This is a genomic window from Acinetobacter sp. neg1 (genome assembly GCF_000788125.1).
GTDB lineage: Bacteria > Pseudomonadota > Gammaproteobacteria > Pseudomonadales > Moraxellaceae > Acinetobacter > Acinetobacter vivianii.
On sequence record NZ_JSZD01000017.1, the window covers coordinates 23,350 to 41,186 of the forward strand.

Below are 17,837 nucleotides of genomic sequence, written 5' to 3' on the forward strand. Positions count from 1 at the left end.
AATTGCAAACTATAAAAAAGAGAGCGTACATGCAAAGTACTAACCCCATTTTAACGCGGGTAGAAACCTATCAAGATTTGGCTGAGCCAATGACCATTCAGGGTGCGATTCAAAAATCTGTACTTTTAACGGTGATTGCTGCTGTTTTAGGGATGGGCTTATTTTTCTACTGTGCGATGACAGCGAATCTGTCGATTGCTTATGCTGCAACGATTATTGGTGCAGTCGGTGGTCTTATTCTTGCACTCATTACCACATTTAAATCGAATACCGCACCAGCTTTAGCTATTCCTTATGCTTTATTTGAAGGGGCTTTTTTAGGTGGCGTCTCGTTTATTTTCCAGTTGAAATATCCAGGTGTTCCATTACAGGCATTATTGGCAACATTCGTGACCACTTTAGTGCTATTTGCTTTATATAAATTTCAGATCATTCGTGCCACTGAAAAATTTAAGGCAATTGTCATTTCTGCTTCCATCGCCATTGCACTGGTGTTTGTGGTGCAGATTATCTTGCGTTTAGCTTTTGGTTCAAGCATTCCTTATATCTTTGAAAGTAACTGGTTAGGTATTGGCTTTGCTGCTTTTGTGGCTGTGATTGCTTCATTAAACCTGATTCTGGACTTTGATCTAATCGAAAATGCCGCTGCTCAACGTGCCCCAAAAGCATTTGAATGGATCTGTGCCATTGCCTTATTGGCAACTTTGGTGTGGATGTATTACTCATTCCTGCGTTTATTGAGTCTGCTTCGTGGCGATGATTAAGTTCTGATTTAACTAAAAATACAAATCGTCTTCTAGTGAAGGCGATTTTTTTATGCAAGATTGTAAAAAAGGTGGATTATGCAATTCCGCAAGCGCTGGAATCTTGGCATCATGTGGTGAAAATTTTTCGAGTGAGAATAAGATGTCACAAGGACTTTTAGCTGGTAAACGTTTTTTAATTGCCGGTATTGCAAGTAAATTATCAATTGCTTACGGTATTGCCGCAGCGTTACACCGTGAAGGTGCAGAGCTCGCGTTTACTTATCCAAATGAAAAGCTGAAAAAACGTGTTGATGATTTTGCAGCACAGTTTGGTTCAACTTTGGTTTTCCCTTGTGATGTTGCTGTTGATCAAGAAATTGACAATGCCTTTGTCGAGTTGGCAAAACACTGGGATGGTTTGGATGGTGTGGTGCATTCAATTGGTTTTGCGCCAGCGCATACGCTTGATGGTGACTTTACTGACGTAACCGATCGTGACGGTTTTAAAATTGCACATGACATTAGTGCATATAGCTTTATCGCGATGGCTCGTGCGGCTAAACCATTACTGCAAGCGCGCCAAGGTTGTTTATTGACTTTGACTTATCAAGGTTCTGAGCGTGTGATGCCGAACTATAACGTGATGGGTATGGCGAAAGCATCGTTAGAAGCAGGCGTTCGTTATTTAGCATCAAGTTTGGGTGTAGATGGTATTCGCGTGAATGCAATTTCTGCTGGTCCAATCCGTACTTTAGCAGCATCAGGCATCAAGTCTTTCCGTAAAATGTTAGATGCCAATGAAAAAATTGCGCCATTAAAACGTAATGTGACCATTGAAGAAGTGGGCAATGCTGCATTGTTCCTGTGCTCGCCATGGGCTTCGGGTATTACGGGTGAAATCATGTATGTTGATGGCGGTTTTAATACGGTTGGTATGAGTCAAAGCATGATGGATGATGAATAATTAGATTGATCTAAATTATTTGATAAAGCCGCTTTTATAGCGGCTTTGTTTATTAGAAAATAGAGTTTGAGATTTTAAAATTAGATCGATTTTTAGTCATTGGTTATCATGTTTTTATACCGCTATGCCATTATTCAGGATCTTTAGCAAATAAATATGCATTTGATGTTTTGGCGTAACTTATTATTTCAAATACATTTGCCTCAGCTATACACTTTTGCTCAGGTAGGAAGAATACGCAAGAAAGCTTTTGTGCAATAGTAACGATTTTTTCAATATCTAAAACAAAATTGCCACGCATATCTATTCGGAACTGAATGTTTTCTAATTCACCTTCTGCATACCATACTTGAGCATCAGTTTTTTGTTCATAACCAAAACTAATTAAGTCTTCATGCCATGATTTAGATAAGGTGTAATATTTTATAATTTCATGTTTTGCATCATTTGTTTTTATGTCTTTCCAAGTAAAAGAGACATCATAATTACCTTCTTCATCATAAAATTTAGTTATCTCTTTTGCATTTATATCAAATCAGTATTTAGGGATCAAACAAACTGTAAATTGCCATGCTGCCATAGGATTTTCTCTTATCCAATTTTTGAGCTAACGCTAAGCGTGTCAAATTTCACTTAAATATATTGTTTTTATAAGTATTTATAACGAAAGTACTTCTCTTACATTTTGGGAGTCAATTTCTTTCCAGCGAGATACAGTTTTACCGCTAGAAGTAGTCTCAACAAGTAATTCAATTCTGTAATCTGAATTATATTTTCTTTTTTTAAATAGCCCATGCAAGTAGGTAGAAAAATCTTCGGCTAATTCCAATGAATCAAGGTAAACACTTTTCCGGCATAATCGTCCATTTGGTGAAACACCTACAATGATTATTGAGTTTTCATCATGTTCCCAGTGATATGAGCGAAGATTTTTCGGTAAAAACTTGTTTTTTATATAAACACGTAAGGTCGCATACTCTACCGTATTTCGATTCGGAAAATCCCCTAATTTTCTAAGCATTTTATTTTACTTCCTAAGTATATGGCTAAATTTATACGACGTATAACCAATTAGATTTTCTATCTTATTTTGACTTATCTTAATCAGCATATGAAACAGTGGTGTCTGCGTCAAGATACAACTTATACGGAAGATCACCTCATAAGTTCTAATGTGATATTCAAGTTAGCTATGAATCAAATTAAAAGAATAAGGAATCATTTGTCATCTATTACTTTATATGCTAATTAATGCTGGTTTTTTGTTTAATCTAAAATTCTAAAGAGAATGACGATAAACATATTATTTTTTAGCTTTCGGGGTAGGTTAAAACGTGAAGAAAATAGCTGTTGTTTTGGGATTAGTCACTCTTCTTTCACTTCAAGGTTGTGCCGCAGTGATGGCAAGTAACCAGCCACATAAAAAGAATATGACGGTTTTAGAAGTGGGTAAACATCGAAATTATGTAATTTCTGAATTAGGCGCACCCGTCACTTCAGAAACCGTGAATGGCGAACGTAAAGAAATTTATACCTTCCAGCAAGGCTACTCAAAAGCAGCCAGAATCAGCCGTACGCTATGGCACACGACTGCGGATATTGCCACCATTGGTCTATGGGAAGTGATTGGCTCACCGACCGAGATGTATTTTAATGGTCAGAAACTCTCGTATGAAGTTGTTTTTGATGATCAGGACAAGATTAAACGTATTCAACAGATCCAGAATAATCCAGATCTGGTGAAAGAATAAGCGTGCCAAACAATAGCGCTAGGGCTATTGTTTTGGTAATTCTTTTACAGGGCTTCCACCAAGTGCTTGCATCAAGGTGACATACGCATTGTATTGATTCTGCTTGGTTTCTACCAAGCTGAGTCGGGCATTACGTGTAGTTTCCTGTGCATCCAGTAAATTTTTTAAGGCAATTGCACCATTGCGATAACGCACTTCAGTTAAGCGTTCAGTTTTATCTGCTAGCTCGACATTACGTTGTTGCAATTGAACCTGTTGATTTAATTGAGTGCGATTGGATAAGGCATTTTCCACATCAGCAAAAGCCTGATACAGTGTTTGACGATATTGAGTGATGGCTTTTTCATACTCAAGATCACTGATCGCAATATCTTTCTTCATATCATTATATTGAAGAAAAGGTAGGCTTAAGCTCGCACCCAAGGTTAGAGCAGGGTTCTTCAATAACTGAGTTAATGATGTACTTGTAGAGCCGAGACTTCCAGTGAGACTAATTGATGGATAATAGCTGGCTTTAGTTGCATCTTTAGTGGCTAAGGTCTTACGTAAGCGTAATTCCGAAGCCTGCAAGTCTGGACGGCGCGATAAAATATCAGCAGGTAAGCCTGTCGCGATACTTGGCAAAGCATTGCGCGGTAATTGTGCAGGTTCCTTGATATTCAATTGTTGCACTGGCTCATGTAGTAAAACGGCAAGGGCAGTACGGGTTTCAACACGTTGCTGTTCAATCTGACTTAAACTGGCTTTCTGGCTTTGTACCGATTGCTCTGCTTGAGTGAGATCCAGACCAGAAACGGCACCCGCTTTGTATTGCGACTGCACTAGAGAATAGGTTTTTTGAGTCGAAGCCAAGTTCTGTTGAACAGTTTGATAACGTTCATTCAGATAACCCAGTTGCCAATACAGTTTCGCCGTTGTACCAACCATACTTTGAGCAGTAGCTTGCAAGTCTTGTTCACTAGCTAAAGCTTCCCAGCGGCTGGCTTCTGTTTGGCTGGCCAGCTTGCCAAATAGATCAAGTTCATAGCTGACCCCAGCGCTGGTGGTTAAACCACGATCAGAGCCATTACCTGAACGTAGGTCATAACTATGACCAGTGGAAACTGTAGAGCTGGTACGCAGGCCTTGTTTATTTTCAGTCAAATCCGCTTGTAAGCGGGCTTGTTTCAAAGTGATGCCTGCGACGCTTAAATCACTATTTTTTGCCAGTACCTGATCGACTAGTTGATTCAACTGGGCATCATTAAACAGGGTCCACCATTGATCGGTCAGATTCACATTTCTATTTTTTTGTGCATCGTACTGGAACTGTTGTGGTACTTGTACAGCAGGGGCATTGTAGGGTGTTTTGACGACTGCAGAACAGCCAGCCAAGGAGCCAGTGAGTACCAGTGCAAGTCCTAATTTTGTGAATTGAAAAGACATACTCAAATTCCTTACTCTCTCGCTAAAGCAGCAACTGGGTCGAGTTGTGCCGCATTTCTTGCTGGCAAGAAGCCAAATACAATACCAATCAGACTTGAGCAGACAAACGCTGCCACAATCGAGGTGGTTGAATAACTCATTTCAATCACACCTTTGGCGAAGTGACCAATAATTTGCCCAATCCCTAAAGAGAGCAGCACGCCCAGCACACCACCCAATAAACAGACCAGAATGGCCTCGATCAGGAATTGTTGCAAAATATCGCTTTGACGAGCACCCACTGCCATACGCACCCCAATTTCCTGAGTACGTTCGGTTACAGAAACCAGCATAATATTCATTACCCCAATTCCCCCAACCACGAGCGAAATCACGGCAATTGCAGAAATTAGCAAGGTCATGGTGGCCGTAGTCTGTTGAATGGTTTCACGAATACTGTCAGAGTTCTGGGTAAATACATCCTGTGCGCCGTGACGCTGTTCCAGTAATGTCAGAATTGCATTTTCAGCAGCACTACTTGGATATTCATCTTTAATACGCACAATGATGCTACGAACATTGGACTGACCCAACATACGACTCATCACGGTTGAGTAGGGCAGGTAAACATTCAGGCTGTCAGAACTTCCCATAAAGCCTTGCTGTGCATCAATCACACCAATAATACGGCTCGGCACACTACCTAATAACAGCACCTGACCGACAGGATTGGTACCATCAGCAAAGAAGGTCTTTTCTGTGTTGGTATCAATCACTACATCTTGGGCACGTTGTGTCACGCTGGCCTTATCAAAAGGCTGGCCTGACTTAAAGGTCATACCGCGCACATAGAAGAAATCTGAGCTGACGCCATTTACAGTCGCTGCGGCTTCAGTATCTTTATAACGCAGCGTAAGACTGGTATTGGCTGAAGGACTGACCCCATCCACATAAGGCTGTTCTGCCAATGCTTCGGCATCAGCAGGGATCAGCGTTTTTGCTTGTGAGGTACGTGAGTTATCACCAAAACCACGCCCTTGATAAACGGTAATGGTGTTGGTGCCCAGACTACTGATATTTTCCAGAATCTGCTTTTGCGAACCATTCCCCAGCGCCACGACTGAAACGACTGAGGCGATCCCGATAATGATCCCGAGCATGGTCAGGAAGGTTCGCATTCGATGCGCATTCATCGCTAGCAAGGCCATACGGAATGCTTCACCAAGGCGATCAAAGAAAGAACGCCAAGCGGAGGTTTTTTTCTGTGGAGTCCGTTGCAGCGTTTGATGTTCTAAATCGTTATCTTCATTTTCAGGCACATTGGCACGGTCTGAAATAATATTACCGTCACTGATTTCGATAATACGGGTCGCATTTTTCGCAACATTCAGATCGTGTGTGACCAGAATAATGGTATGGCCTTTGGCATTCAGCTCACGCAAAATGCGCATCACTTCAATACCACTATTCTTATCTAGTGCACCTGTCGGCTCATCGGCAAGGATGACATCACCACCGTTCATTAAGGCACGAGCGATGGATACACGTTGTTGCTGACCACCTGAAAGCTGGCTTGGGCGATGATGTAAACGTTCTTCCAGTCCGAGTTCTGATAATAATTTAGCAGAACGTTCCTGACGCAGATGACTGTCGACACCCGCATAAATCGCAGGGACTTCAACGTTACCTGAGGCACTTAAATCACCAAGTAAATGATAGCGCTGGAAAATAAAACCAAAATATTCACGGCGTAATTGGGCCAGTTCATCAGGCTCTAGCTGACGTGTTTCACGACCATTAACCTGATAGCTGCCCGCAGTAGGTTTATCGAGACAGCCCAGAATATTCATCAGGGTTGACTTACCAGAACCAGACTGCCCGACGATCGCAACCAGTTCACCTGCATAAATCTTGAGGTCAATTCCTTTCAGGATCTGGACAGTACCTTCACCCGCAGGAAACTCACGGGTGAGGTTACTGACCTCAAGCAATGGCTGTGATGAATGTGTTTGATGTTGAGTCATATTACATTCTCATTGCACGTTGGTTGCTACGTTTTGCAGCTTCATTTGAGCTGTCAGAGGCATCGGCAATCACCACTTGATCACCTTGTTTCAAGCCTTTAAGTACTTGTGCAGTAACACGGTTGTTTAAACCAATTAATACAGGTTGTGGTTGTGCTGAACCATCAGCCTGTAAGACACGTACCATACCTGTAGAGGCTTTACCTTGTGCAACAAGCGCTTTTTCTTCTTCACTCAGCTCTAGGCGTTTTGGACGTTGAGCTTTGTCACTATCCGATTTTTTCGCTTGTTCTGCTGATCGATTACCTTGACCGCCCTTGGCACTACGATTACCGCGTTGAGTCTGGATTGCTGCTGCTGGAATGGTTAATGCATTTTTGGCATCAGCAAGTACGATGTAAACCTGTGCCGTCATATCAATACGAAGTTTGCCATCTTCATTCGGTACATCAAATAAGGCGTTGTAGTACACCGCTGCATTCGACGTCGATGAACTGTTACTGCTGGTGGTTTCAGTATTGATTGAGTTTGGTGCTGGTTCAACCTGACGCAATTTCGCGTAATGTTTCTTGTCGCTGTTACCTAGGGTAGTGAAATAAACGGTTTGGCCTTTTTCTACCTTCATCACATCGGCTTCAGAAATCTGTGCCTTGATGGTCATGGTATCGAGCTTTGCCAGTTTCACAATGGTTGGTGCTGTTTGATTGGCGTTTACAGTCTGGCCTTCTTCGGTCACGATTGCGACGATGGTACCGTCCATTGGCGCAACAATACGGGTGTAGCCTAAATCTTCTTTAGCTGTTGCAAGCGTTAAGCGAGATTGTTCAATCTGTGCGTTGATCGATGCAATTTGAGCTTGTGCCGTTTTAAAGTTTGCTAAAGCCGCTTCCAGTTCTGCACGAGAGGTTGCATCTTGGCTGTACATGGCCTGTTGGCGCTTATATTCAGCTTCTACTTTGGCTAGATTGGCTTGCTGTACTGCCAATTGCGCCTGTTGGTTTTTAATATTGGCATCGGCTGTTTTCTTTTCGTTTTCCTGACGAATCGAATCAATCTGTGCAATTAGCTGACCTTGTTTAACCTGATCGCCTAACTGGACATACATCTTTTTCACCTGACCTGATACCTGCGCACCCACACTCACCATTTTGGTGGCTTCCAGTACACCTGTTGCCAATACCGAGTCTTCAATATCTCCACGAGAAACTTCAGCACTGATATATTGCGGTGCTTGGGCTTTAGGTTTAAAGAACATCCATCCGAGTGCTGCGATGATAAGCACACCGAGAGCAATCATAATGAGTTTGCGAGGTTGGATTTTTTTAGTGGTTGTTTTTGGCATGGCAGCAGGTCAAAAGTGAGAAACTGAACGTAGTATAAAATTGAAATAAGGATAAAGCGTGAATATTTTTAATCTAGAATGAGAATTATTTTCTATTTTCCTACTAAGTTATTCTATAAAAATCTGATAAATACTGCGTGCGCCTTGTTCAGCACGGGTGGGAAGGGCCATGCCACCTTTTGATGGCAGTGCAAATTCTCGCGGGTTAATTCGAATCAGATTAGGGGCAAAACGCTCGCTAAAATAACGCACGGTTGGTATCGCCGTACCTGCACCCAATTCGATGACAACAGGCTGATGATGGTCTTCTAAAAAAGTAGTGAGACGATGCATCTGTTGTTTTTGACGCTGACTGAGCCACGTATAATCATCAAACATCAAGATATTTGGGCGAGCCAGATTGCCGCAGTGAGGACATCGTGGAAGTTGTCCCTGCCATTGGCAATGCTGATGATCAATTGCTGGTGTTAATTCATCTGCTGGCCAGATATCGGATTCACAGGCTGTAAGACATTGTAGATGATGAATTGAGCCATGACATTCATAAATGTATTGTGGATCAAAACCTGCTTTTTGAAATTGTCCATCTACATTGGACGTAAAGACAAAATAGGGCAGTTTCAAGCGTTCAGCCAATTGCCTTAGTGCATGAAATCCAGCATGTGGAATAGTCTGCCGATACAATGCCAAGCGATGTCCATAAAATCCCCAAGCCAGATGTGGTTGTTGTTTAAAAGCGGCTGGATTTGCGATTTCGGTAAAATCAAGGCGCTGTTTGCCGAGTTCAGGATAAGCTTGCCACATGCCCTGATTACCGCGAAAGTCGGGTAGACCTGAATCGACACCCATGCCTGCACCAGCGCTGATGATCAGGCTATCCGCTGATTTAAACAGATTCTTTATTTGTTCAGTTTGATGGGGATCTAGATGGAAAGACATGTGAATGCCTGTTGTTATTATGATGAGATGGATTATCTGGTTTTAAGCGGGTTGGGCAAATAGCGTGGTTCCACACAATTCACTCAACGCCTGTAACATCAGGTGTTCAGCATTCTCTTTCGACATACCTTTAATCGATGCATCAATTCGCAATAATAAATCAGGCCAGTTTAAGAACTGTCTTGGATTCAAGCGACGTAAGGCCTGTTGATATTGCGAAACTTTGGTTTTCCAGATACCGAGTTGAATCGCATTGTGTGGTTGCTCAAACAGTTGCATCAATAAGCGCATTTCTTTGCTCAGTGTCCACAAAATCAGGCTGTCAGGTTCGCCCGCAGCAATCAGGTACTGATAAATCTTCACGGATTGGGCCAGATTTCCTGCAAGTACCGCATCACTTAAATCATAAGTGGTATAGCGGGACTGGTCTTGTAAGCAGGCATAAAGCTGTTCAATCTGAATCTGTTGAATGTCGGGGAACGTATCTGCAACTCGCATCAAGCTGTTTTTGGCAGCCAGCAAATTATGTTCATGATGTTGCATGAGCCATTGCCAAGCATCATTATTGAGCTGGATTTTTAGCTTTTCTGCTTCGATGGCGAGGATACGCTGTCGATCTTGCGGATAGGTTGCAGTCAGTGGCACAACCACGCCGTTGGCTTCAACGACCTGAAAAAAAGCTGACTTTAAACTGCTACTGTCTTGTTTCGGCAGAACGATCAACAGCAGGTTATGTTCATTATGCTGAATATAGCTTTTCAGTTGTTTCAAGCCATTGGCATCAGGCTTGATATTGCCATGTACTTCAATCGCAAGTTGTTGAGAAAACAAGGACAGGCTATTCAGCGCATTAAAGACATTTTTCCAGTCATTTACGCTACTAATATCGTAGCGCTGGCGTTCAACTTCTTGTTGTTGCCAGCTTTTACGAAATGCATCAAGCAAGTTTTGTTCAAGCAGAGGCTCTTGTCCATGCATGATCCATGCACCGCGAGCTTCATTGACACGTTTTAAGGCTTGAACATAATCCAGTTTCATAATACGTGATTATGGCTGAGCTTTAGGTAAACGGTTGGCAGCAATTTGACGTGTGATCTGCTGCGCCACATCATCAATCACAATACGGTTCAGATACGCTTCTTGCTGGTTATCGGTGTTTACCGTTGCCACATCGTATTGGTAAGTACGAGAAGCGGTGAGTGTACGCGGTTCAGTAATCTTGCGGCCCTGACGATCTTCGATTTGGAACGTCACGGTTAAACGGAGTAATACTTCGGTTAATTTACCGTTGAGGAGTTGACGGCGAGGGGTGTAATCCAGAATGCGAAGGACATAGGCATCATTGGCATTGCTGAGTTGTACGCCGGTTGCACTGAGGTAAATGCTAAGTCGGTTTTCAAGCTCACCCGTGTTGCCAGGTAAAGCTAAAGACAGCTTGTTATACACCAATGGTGCTGCTGTTGGGTTACTTCCTTTCAAATGAAAGCCGCAGCCGACTAAGCCTGCACTTAGGCCTAAAGTGAGAACGATAGCAGCTGCACGTTGCGCTAAGTGCATATTTATTCCTCTATTTATTCATCTTCCCCAAGCCCTCTTTGTTCAATTGAGGGAACCTCTCTTTTTTAGTGAAAGAGAGGTTGAAAGGGACTATCAAACAACTAAATTAACGAGTTTATTTGGTACCACAATTTCTTTCTTGGTCGGGCCAGTCAAGAATTGTTGAACTTCTGGTAAAGCTTTTGCCAGAGCCAATAAGTCATCTTTAGACATATCAACTGCGACGTCTAACTTACCACGAAGTTTACCATTCACTTGTACAACAATCGTTTGTGTATTACGTGTTAATGCAGACTCATCGACTTGCGGGAATTCAACTGTAGTGAGTTCCAGACCAAACTGAGTTAATAAAGTTTGACTTAAATGTGGTGCAAATGGTGCAAGCAAGGTAAGAAGCGTCGTGATCGCTTCACGTGCGACAGCAGCATCATTATCATCTTTTGCTTCAAACTTGTTGCTGGCATTGAGTAATTCCATCAATGCTGCAATTGCGGTGTTGAAGGCGTGACGACGTTCGATGTCATCACCCACTTTCTGGATGGTTTCATGGGTTTTACGACGTAAATCTTGCGCGTCTTTAGAAAGATTTGCAGTATCAATCGCAGTCGCTTGATTGCCTTTTTCAAGGAAACCTGCCGCTAAACGCCATACACGCTTCAAGAAACGGTTTGCGCCTTCTACACCTGCATCTGACCATTCCAATGATTGATCTGGCGGTGCAGCAAACATCATGAAGACACGTGCTGTATCTGCACCGTATTGATCAATAATCGCTTGTGGATCAATACCATTGTTTTTCGACTTAGACATTTTTTCTTGTCCGCCGATCACAACTTCCTGACCATCACCTGAATATTTTGCAGACAGGATACGACCTTTCTCATCGCGTTCTAATTCGATGTCAGCAGGGTTGAACCAGGTTTTCTTACCATTTTCTGCTTCACGGTAGAAGGTGTCTGCCAAGACCATGCCTTGAGTGAGTAAGTTGGTAAATGGTTCGTTACCTTGTACCACGCCTTCATCACGCATCAATTTATGGAAGAAACGTGCATAAAGTAAGTGCAGAATTGCGTGCTCTACACCGCCAATATATTGGTTCACAGGAAGCCAGTTTTGAGCTGCTTCAGGTTTGACCATACCGCCAGTAAAGTCTGGAGAGGCGTAGCGTGCATAGTACCAAGATGATTCTACGAAAGTATCCAATGTATCTGTTTCACGACGTGCATCGCCGCCACAGCTTGGACATTTGGTTTCATAGAACTCAGGCATTTTATTCAATGGGTTACCAGAACCATCTGGAACGACATCTGTCGGTAATACCACTGGCAATTGATCTTCTGGAACTGGCACCTGACCACAACTGTTACAGTTGATCATCGGGATCGGACAACCCCAGTAACGTTGACGAGAAACACCCCAGTCACGTAGACGGAATTGAACTTTAGCGTTTGCCAAAGCTTGTGGTTCTAGTTTTGCAAGGAATGCATCGAAAGCCGCTTGGAATGCTAAACCGTCAAACTCACCAGAATTGACCAATTTACCTTCTTTCGAGCCATACCATTCTTGCCATTCAGTTGCAGAATAATCTGCATCGTCAGCACCTTTGGCATCAATCACTTGCTTGATTGGCAAATTGAACTTGTTTGCAAATTCAAAGTCACGTTCGTCATGTGCTGGAACCGCCATTACAGCGCCAGAACCATAAGACATTAATACGTAGTTTGCGATCCAGACTGGAAGCTCTTCACCCGTTACAGGGTGTTTTACGAACAAACCTGTTGCCATGCCTTTCTTTTCAGCAGTGGCTAAATCCGCTTCTGCGACTGAACCCATGCGACATTCTTCAATAAATGCAGCCAATTCAGGGTTATTTTCAGCAGCTTTAAGCGCGAGCGGGTGTTCTGCTGCAACTGCAACGTATGTCACACCCATAAGTGTGTCAGCACGCGTGGTATAAACAGTTAAGCCATCAGCATAGATTGCTGAATTGGCAGAAGGGAAGGTGATTTCCATGCCTGTTGAACGACCGATCCAGTTACGTTGCATGGTCAACACTTGTTGAGGCCAGCCGTCTTGTAAGGTATCTAGGTCATCTAATAATTCTTGTGCATAGTCCGTGATGCGGAAGTAGTACATTGGAATATCACGTTTTTCGACCAATGCACCTGAACGCCAGCCACGACCATTTTCAACTTGTTCATTGGCTAAAACAGTCTGGTCTACAGGATCCCAGTTCACTGTTGAAAGCTTACGATAGATCAAGCCTTTTTTATAAAGCTGTACGAATAACCATTGTTCCCAGTGATAGTACTCTGGTGTACAGGTTGCAAATTCACGATCCCAATCGACAGACAAGCCCAATTTTTTTAATTGGTCACGCATATAAGCGATGTTTTCAAATGTCCATTTGGCAGGTGCAACCTGATGTGCAATCGCTGCATTTTCAGCAGGTAAACCGAAAGCATCCCAACCCATTGGCTGTAGGACAGTCTCGCCTTTTAAACGATAAAAACGGCTGATGACGTCGCCAATTGTATAGTTACGCACATGCCCCATGTGCAGCTTGCCACTTGGATAAGGGAACATCGACAGGATATAGCGATGTTTACCCTCTACAGTGTCTGCAACTTTAAAAACTTTGCGATTGTCCCAGTCTTGTTGAACTTGAGGCTCAATGGCACTTGCTTGATATTCGGAGTCAATGTGAGAAGTCGTCATAGGGATATGCGATACAACAAAAAAGTAAAGTTAAGATTGCTGCACAGCATAGCGCAAAATTGCAGGAAATGTCAGTTTTTAGATCGGGATTTTATCTGCAAGCTCACCTGTCTTAAAAGTCGCTTGCAGATCAGTACACGGTTTAATGAACAGATTGTGGTGTGTTTGCAGGTGGAGTTTGTGGTTTGACCGTATTTGCTGGCACTTCAGGTTCAACTTGAGGTACTTGGGGGGCAGTATTCGAGCTAGTCGCTGCATTATCCTGCTGAGAAGGATTTTGTTTCACTTGATGACTGCTGCCATAAGTCGAAACTTTATCCAGTCTTTTGGCACCTTTTGGTGGTGGTGTCGTGGTGTAATGGGTCGAGCCATTGGCATCCATCCATTTATAATATTGCTGTGCATGGTTTTGGCTTGAACACAATAATATTGCTGTTGTTGCTAATGTGTATAAGCTTGATTTTAAATAAGATGATTTCATATTTGATCTCCCCAAGAGAATGCTGTTTATATTCGATCAAAATGCTGAATTGAGTCGTTTACAATGCCTATTTTTACTTAAAAAGAAAACAGTTTTTTGACAAAAGGACGTTTAAAAAGACCAAATTATTCCGTGAAATGTGTTTAAAAAAACAACAGCTAAAAAATATTCGTTAAAAACCTTTTCTTTGTTCTTGACTTTGCTTATGAAAGAAACAAGAATGCATTCTTAAGTTTTATATGCGCTTATTTGATCACCCTTCGAATAAATGTCATGGCTTGTAATGGACATTCTTTCTAGCCGAGAGAATGATTTTTTGAAATGTGCTTATCCCAGCATATTTTGATTCGAGATGTCATCAAGTTTATACGGCTGATGAGTCTCAGAAAATTTTTCCTATTACAGCAAAAACGAGTAGAATACGCACACTTATAAGAAGTGCAAAAGTTAATGAATAACACACAATTTATGTCTCCCATAAATTGTGCTAACACTAGGGTGAATCACGTTGGAACTTTTATCTGGTGGTGAAATGCTCGTTCGTGCCCTCGCGGACGAAGGCGTAGAGCATGTTTTTGGGTATCCAGGCGGCGCTGTATTACATATTTACGATGCGCTATTTCAACAAGACAAAATTAACCATTACCTCGTGCGTCATGAGCAAGCTGCTGGTCATATGGCAGATGCGTACTCACGCGTAACGGGTAAAACTGGTGTAGTACTGGTCACCTCAGGACCAGGCGCGACCAATACCGTCACTCCAATTGCTACAGCCTACATGGACTCAATCCCAATGGTGATTTTGTCTGGTCAGGTTGCAAGCCATCTGATTGGTGAAGATGCGTTCCAAGAAACAGATATGGTTGGTATTTCTCGTCCAATCGTAAAACATAGTTTCCAGGTGCGTCACGCTAGCGAAATTCCTGCAATTATCAAGAAAGCATTCTATATTGCTGCATCTGGCCGTCCAGGTCCAGTTGTGGTGGATATTCCAAAGGATGCAACCAATCCGGCAGAAAAATTTGCCTACGAATACCCTGAAAAAGTGAAGATGCGCTCATATCAACCGCCTTCACGTGGTCATTCAGGTCAAATTCGTAAAGCGATTGATGAACTGATTTCTGCAAAACGCCCGATCATTTATACTGGTGGTGGTGTTGTTCAGGGCAATGCTTCTGGCTTATTGACTGAGCTGGCACATTTACTTGGCTATCCAGTAACAAATACCTTAATGGGCTTAGGTGCTTTCCCGGGCAATGATCCACAGTTCGTGGGTATGTTAGGGATGCATGGTACCTATGAAGCCAATATGGCGATGCATAATGCAGATGTAATTCTGGCAATTGGCGCACGTTTCGATGACCGTGTAACCAATAACCCTGCAAAATTCTGTACCAATGCAAAAGTCATTCATATTGATGTAGACCCAGCAGCAATTTCGAAAACCATTATGGCGCACATCCCGATCGTGGGTGCAGTAGAGCCAGTGCTTCAAGAAATGTTAGCGCAGCTGAAACAGATGAATGTATCGAAGCCAAACCCTGAAGCAATTGCAGAATGGTGGTCTCAGATTAATGAGTGGCGCAAAGTACATGGTTTACGTTACGAAGCAGGCCAAAATGGTGTGATGAAGCCGCAACAAGTGGTTGAAGCACTTGATCGTGTGACCAATGGTGAAGCGATTATTACTTCTGACGTAGGCCAGCATCAAATGTTCGGTGCCAATTACTACAAATACAAACGTCCACGCCAATGGATCAACTCTGGCGGCTTGGGCACCATGGGTGTTGGTTTACCGTATGCGATGGCTGCAAAGCTTGCATTCCCTGACCAGCAAGTGGTTTGTATTACTGGTGAAGCATCGATCCAGATGTGTATTCAAGAATTATCAACATGTAAGCAATACGGCTTGAATGTGAAAATTCTCTGCTTGAATAACCAGGCGCTGGGCATGGTGAAACAGTGGCAGGACATGAACTATGAAGGACGTCATTCAAGTTCTTATGTAGATTCATTACCTGACTTTGCCAAGTTAATGGAAGCTTATGGTCACGTTGGCATTCAGATTAACCACGCAGATGAGCTGGAATCTAAATTAGCTGAAGCGATGGCAATTAATGATAAATGTGTATTCATTAATGTCATGGTTGACCGTACTGAACATGTATACCCAATGCTAGTTGCTGGTCAGTCCATGAAGGATATGTGGTTAGGTAAAGGGGAGCGTACATAATGAGACATATTATTTCTGTACTCGTTGAAAACGAGGCTGGTGCGCTTTCTCGTCTTGTTGGTCTTTTCAGCCAACGTGGCTACAACATTGAAACCCTCAATGTTGCGCCAACTGAAGATGAAACTTTATCTCGTCTGACTTTAACCACGTATGGTGACGATCATAAAATCGAGCAAATCACCAAACAGCTCAACAAACTGGTTGAAGTTGTAAAAGTGGTTGACCTTTCAGAAGGTTCACACATTGAACGTGAATTAATGCTGATTAAAGTCAAGGCATTAGGTGCAGCGCGTGCGGAAATCAAACGTACTGCTGACATCTTCCGTGCGCAAATCGTAGATGTTACACCGACGACCTATACGATTCAGATTGCGGGTACGACTGAAAAGATTGATGGTTTTATTGATGCACTCGCAGAAAATACCATTCTTGAAGTGGTTCGCTCTGGTGTATCAGGTATCGCGCGCGGCGAAAAAGTTTTAACAATTTAAAAATCTCCCCCAACCCCTCTTTGTAAAGAGGGGGATCATCCAGAACGGTAATCCTGGGGGAACCAACAAAAGATCTGTCCTTGCAGAACAAGGGAAATGACAACAATTTTAGCGGAGTAAACAGATGCAAATTTTTTACGATAAAGACTGTGACTTATCTATCATCCAAGGCAAGAAAGTTGCAATCATTGGTTATGGTTCACAAGGTCATGCACACGCACTTAACTTGAAAGACTCTGGCGTAGACGTAACTGTTGGTTTACGTGCTGGTTCAGCATCTTGGAAAAAAGCTGAAAATTCTGGTCTTAAAGTATCTGAAGTTCCAGCTGCTGTAGCGCAAGCTGACTTAGTCATGATCTTGACTCCAGATGAATTCCAATCTCAACTTTATCGTGACGTTATTGAACCGAACATCAAAGAAGGTGCAACTTTAGCATTTGCTCATGGTTTCTCTATTCTTTATAACCAAGTCGTTCCACGTAAAGATCTAGACGTGATCATGGTTGCACCGAAAGCACCAGGTCATACAGTTCGTTCAGAATACCAACGTGGTTCAGGTGTTCCTGATCTTATCGCAATCCATCAAGATGCTTCTGGTAATGCACGTAACGTTGCTCTTTCTTATGCTTCTGGCGTAGGTGGCGGCCGTACCGGTATTATCGAAACTTCTTTCCGTGAAGAAACTGAAACTGACTTATTTGGTGAGCAAGCAGTTCTTTGTGGTGGTGCTGTTGAATTGGTTAAAATGGGCTTCGAAACTTTGGTTGAAGCTGGTTATGCACCAGAAATGGCTTACTTCGAATGCTTACACGAACTTAAATTAATCGTTGACTTGATGTTCGAAGGCGGTATCGCTGACATGAACTATTCAGTATCGAACAATGCTGAATATGGCGAATACGTAACTGGCGTTGAAGTCATCAACGAACAGTCTCGTGAAGCAATGCGTAATGCATTGAAACGTATCCAGTCTGGTGAATATGCGAAGATGTTCATTCAGGAAGGCGCATTGAACTATCCATCAATGACTGCTCGTCGTCGTCAAAACGCAGCGCATGGCATCGAAGTAACTGGTGCTAAATTACGTGCGATGATGCCTTGGATTCAAGCAAACAAAATCGTAGATAAAGAGAAAAATTAATTTCTCGAATCAATTGATTTGAATGCGAAGACCCACTCTATTTGAG

Annotated in this window: 16 protein-coding genes; 6 read left to right on the forward strand and 10 right to left on the reverse strand. The window is 42.7% G+C overall.

Annotation, left to right across the window (positions count from 1 at the left end):
- Positions 1-29 precede the first annotated feature (29 nt).
- Positions 30-764, forward strand: coding sequence for a Bax inhibitor-1/YccA family membrane protein (locus PJ15_RS13360; RefSeq protein WP_004774461.1), 735 nt, complete (start codon positions 30-32; stop codon positions 762-764).
- 142 nt (positions 765-906) lie between these two features.
- The gene (locus PJ15_RS13365; RefSeq protein ID WP_032810936.1) at positions 907-1,710 is read left to right on the forward strand and encodes an enoyl-ACP reductase; all 804 of its coding nucleotides are present in this window, start codon (positions 907-909) and stop codon (positions 1,708-1,710) included.
- 130 nt (positions 1,711-1,840) lie between these two features.
- Here PJ15_RS13365 and PJ15_RS13370 read toward each other — a convergent pair whose 3' ends face one another.
- Together PJ15_RS13370 and PJ15_RS13375 are read right to left on the reverse strand one after the other, a co-directional pair.
- Positions 1,841-2,239 (reverse strand): hypothetical protein, encoded by a 399-nt coding sequence (locus PJ15_RS13370; protein ID WP_227504699.1) that lies wholly within the window; start codon positions 2,237-2,239, stop codon positions 1,841-1,843.
- A 129-nt stretch (positions 2,240-2,368) separates the two neighbouring features.
- Positions 2,369-2,731 (reverse strand): hypothetical protein, encoded by a 363-nt coding sequence (locus PJ15_RS13375; RefSeq protein ID WP_047431601.1) that lies wholly within the window; start codon positions 2,729-2,731, stop codon positions 2,369-2,371.
- Between the two features lie 313 nt (positions 2,732-3,044).
- Between PJ15_RS13375 and PJ15_RS13380 the strand changes: the two genes are divergently transcribed.
- Positions 3,045-3,461, forward strand: a complete 417-nt coding sequence (locus tag PJ15_RS13380; RefSeq protein WP_004774468.1) for a hypothetical protein — start codon at positions 3,045-3,047, stop codon at positions 3,459-3,461.
- 24 nt (positions 3,462-3,485) lie between these two features.
- Here PJ15_RS13380 and PJ15_RS13385 read toward each other — a convergent pair whose 3' ends face one another.
- The 8 genes from PJ15_RS13385 to PJ15_RS13420 form a co-directional block, all read right to left on the reverse strand.
- Complete coding sequence (locus PJ15_RS13385; RefSeq protein ID WP_047431604.1) at positions 3,486-4,886, reverse strand: efflux transporter outer membrane subunit; 1,401 nt, start codon at positions 4,884-4,886, stop codon at positions 3,486-3,488.
- An 11-nt stretch (positions 4,887-4,897) separates the two neighbouring features.
- Positions 4,898-6,889, reverse strand: coding sequence for a MacB family efflux pump subunit (locus PJ15_RS13390; protein WP_004774472.1), 1,992 nt, complete (start codon positions 6,887-6,889; stop codon positions 4,898-4,900).
- Between the two features lies 1 nt (position 6,890).
- The gene (locus PJ15_RS13395) at positions 6,891-8,231 is read right to left on the reverse strand and encodes a MacA family efflux pump subunit (RefSeq protein ID WP_005255224.1); all 1,341 of its coding nucleotides are present in this window, start codon (positions 8,229-8,231) and stop codon (positions 6,891-6,893) included.
- A gap of 108 nt (positions 8,232-8,339) precedes the next feature.
- Complete coding sequence (locus PJ15_RS13400; RefSeq protein ID WP_047431607.1) at positions 8,340-9,170, reverse strand: SIR2 family NAD-dependent protein deacylase; 831 nt, start codon at positions 9,168-9,170, stop codon at positions 8,340-8,342.
- 42 nt (positions 9,171-9,212) lie between these two features.
- A complete protein-coding gene (holA, locus tag PJ15_RS13405) occupies positions 9,213-10,208 on the reverse strand; it encodes a DNA polymerase III subunit delta (RefSeq protein ID WP_047431610.1) in 996 nt (331 codons plus the stop codon).
- A gap of 9 nt (positions 10,209-10,217) precedes the next feature.
- Entirely contained in the window at positions 10,218-10,727 is a 510-nt protein-coding gene (lptE, locus tag PJ15_RS13410) for an LPS assembly lipoprotein LptE (RefSeq protein WP_047431615.1), read from the reverse strand.
- 93 nt (positions 10,728-10,820) lie between these two features.
- Positions 10,821-13,445: a leucine--tRNA ligase gene (leuS, locus tag PJ15_RS13415; protein ID WP_047431617.1), complete on the reverse strand. Its 2,625-nt coding sequence runs from the start codon at positions 13,443-13,445 to the stop codon at positions 10,821-10,823.
- A 142-nt stretch (positions 13,446-13,587) separates the two neighbouring features.
- Positions 13,588-13,926 (reverse strand): DUF4124 domain-containing protein, encoded by a 339-nt coding sequence (locus PJ15_RS13420; protein WP_047431620.1) that lies wholly within the window; start codon positions 13,924-13,926, stop codon positions 13,588-13,590.
- Positions 13,927-14,434: 508 nt separating this feature from the next.
- Between PJ15_RS13420 and PJ15_RS13425 the strand changes: the two genes are divergently transcribed.
- From PJ15_RS13425 to ilvC, 3 genes are all read left to right on the forward strand, one after another.
- Positions 14,435-16,159, forward strand: a complete 1,725-nt coding sequence (locus PJ15_RS13425; RefSeq protein WP_004774486.1) for an acetolactate synthase 3 large subunit — start codon at positions 14,435-14,437, stop codon at positions 16,157-16,159.
- Positions 16,159-16,650, forward strand: a complete 492-nt coding sequence (ilvN, locus tag PJ15_RS13430) for an acetolactate synthase small subunit (protein ID WP_004655854.1) — start codon at positions 16,159-16,161, stop codon at positions 16,648-16,650. The genes PJ15_RS13425 and ilvN overlap by 1 nt, the downstream gene beginning before the upstream one ends.
- 124 nt (positions 16,651-16,774) lie before the next feature.
- Positions 16,775-17,791: a ketol-acid reductoisomerase gene (gene ilvC, locus PJ15_RS13435; RefSeq protein WP_004774488.1), complete on the forward strand. Its 1,017-nt coding sequence runs from the start codon at positions 16,775-16,777 to the stop codon at positions 17,789-17,791.
- Positions 17,792-17,837: the final 46 nt, after the last annotated feature.

Excerpts from the sequence above, each read along its gene's own strand:
- PJ15_RS13360 (WP_004774461.1), top strand. The coding sequence starts at position 30 with ATGCAAAGTACTAACCCCATTTTAACGCGGGTAGAAACCTATCAAGAT.
- PJ15_RS13365 (WP_032810936.1), top strand. The coding sequence starts at position 907 with ATGTCACAAGGACTTTTAGCTGGTAAACGTTTTTTAATTGCCGGTATT.
- PJ15_RS13375 (WP_047431601.1), bottom strand. The coding sequence starts at position 2,731 with ATGCTTAGAAAATTAGGGGATTTTCCGAATCGAAATACGGTAGAGTAT.
- PJ15_RS13385 (WP_047431604.1), bottom strand. The coding sequence starts at position 4,886 with ATGTCTTTTCAATTCACAAAATTAGGACTTGCACTGGTACTCACTGGC.
- PJ15_RS13390 (WP_004774472.1), bottom strand. The coding sequence starts at position 6,889 with ATGACTCAACATCAAACACATTCATCACAGCCATTGCTTGAGGTCAGT.
- PJ15_RS13395 (WP_005255224.1), bottom strand. The coding sequence starts at position 8,231 with ATGCCAAAAACAACCACTAAAAAAATCCAACCTCGCAAACTCATTATG.
- PJ15_RS13400 (WP_047431607.1), bottom strand. The coding sequence starts at position 9,170 with ATGTCTTTCCATCTAGATCCCCATCAAACTGAACAAATAAAGAATCTG.
- holA (WP_047431610.1), bottom strand. The coding sequence starts at position 10,208 with ATGAAACTGGATTATGTTCAAGCCTTAAAACGTGTCAATGAAGCTCGC.
- lptE (WP_047431615.1), bottom strand. The coding sequence starts at position 10,727 with ATGCACTTAGCGCAACGTGCAGCTGCTATCGTTCTCACTTTAGGCCTA.
- leuS (WP_047431617.1), bottom strand. The coding sequence starts at position 13,445 with ATGACGACTTCTCACATTGACTCCGAATATCAAGCAAGTGCCATTGAG.
- PJ15_RS13420 (WP_047431620.1), bottom strand. The coding sequence starts at position 13,926 with ATGAAATCATCTTATTTAAAATCAAGCTTATACACATTAGCAACAACA.
- ilvN (WP_004655854.1), top strand. The coding sequence starts at position 16,159 with ATGAGACATATTATTTCTGTACTCGTTGAAAACGAGGCTGGTGCGCTT.
- ilvC (WP_004774488.1), top strand. The coding sequence starts at position 16,775 with ATGCAAATTTTTTACGATAAAGACTGTGACTTATCTATCATCCAAGGC.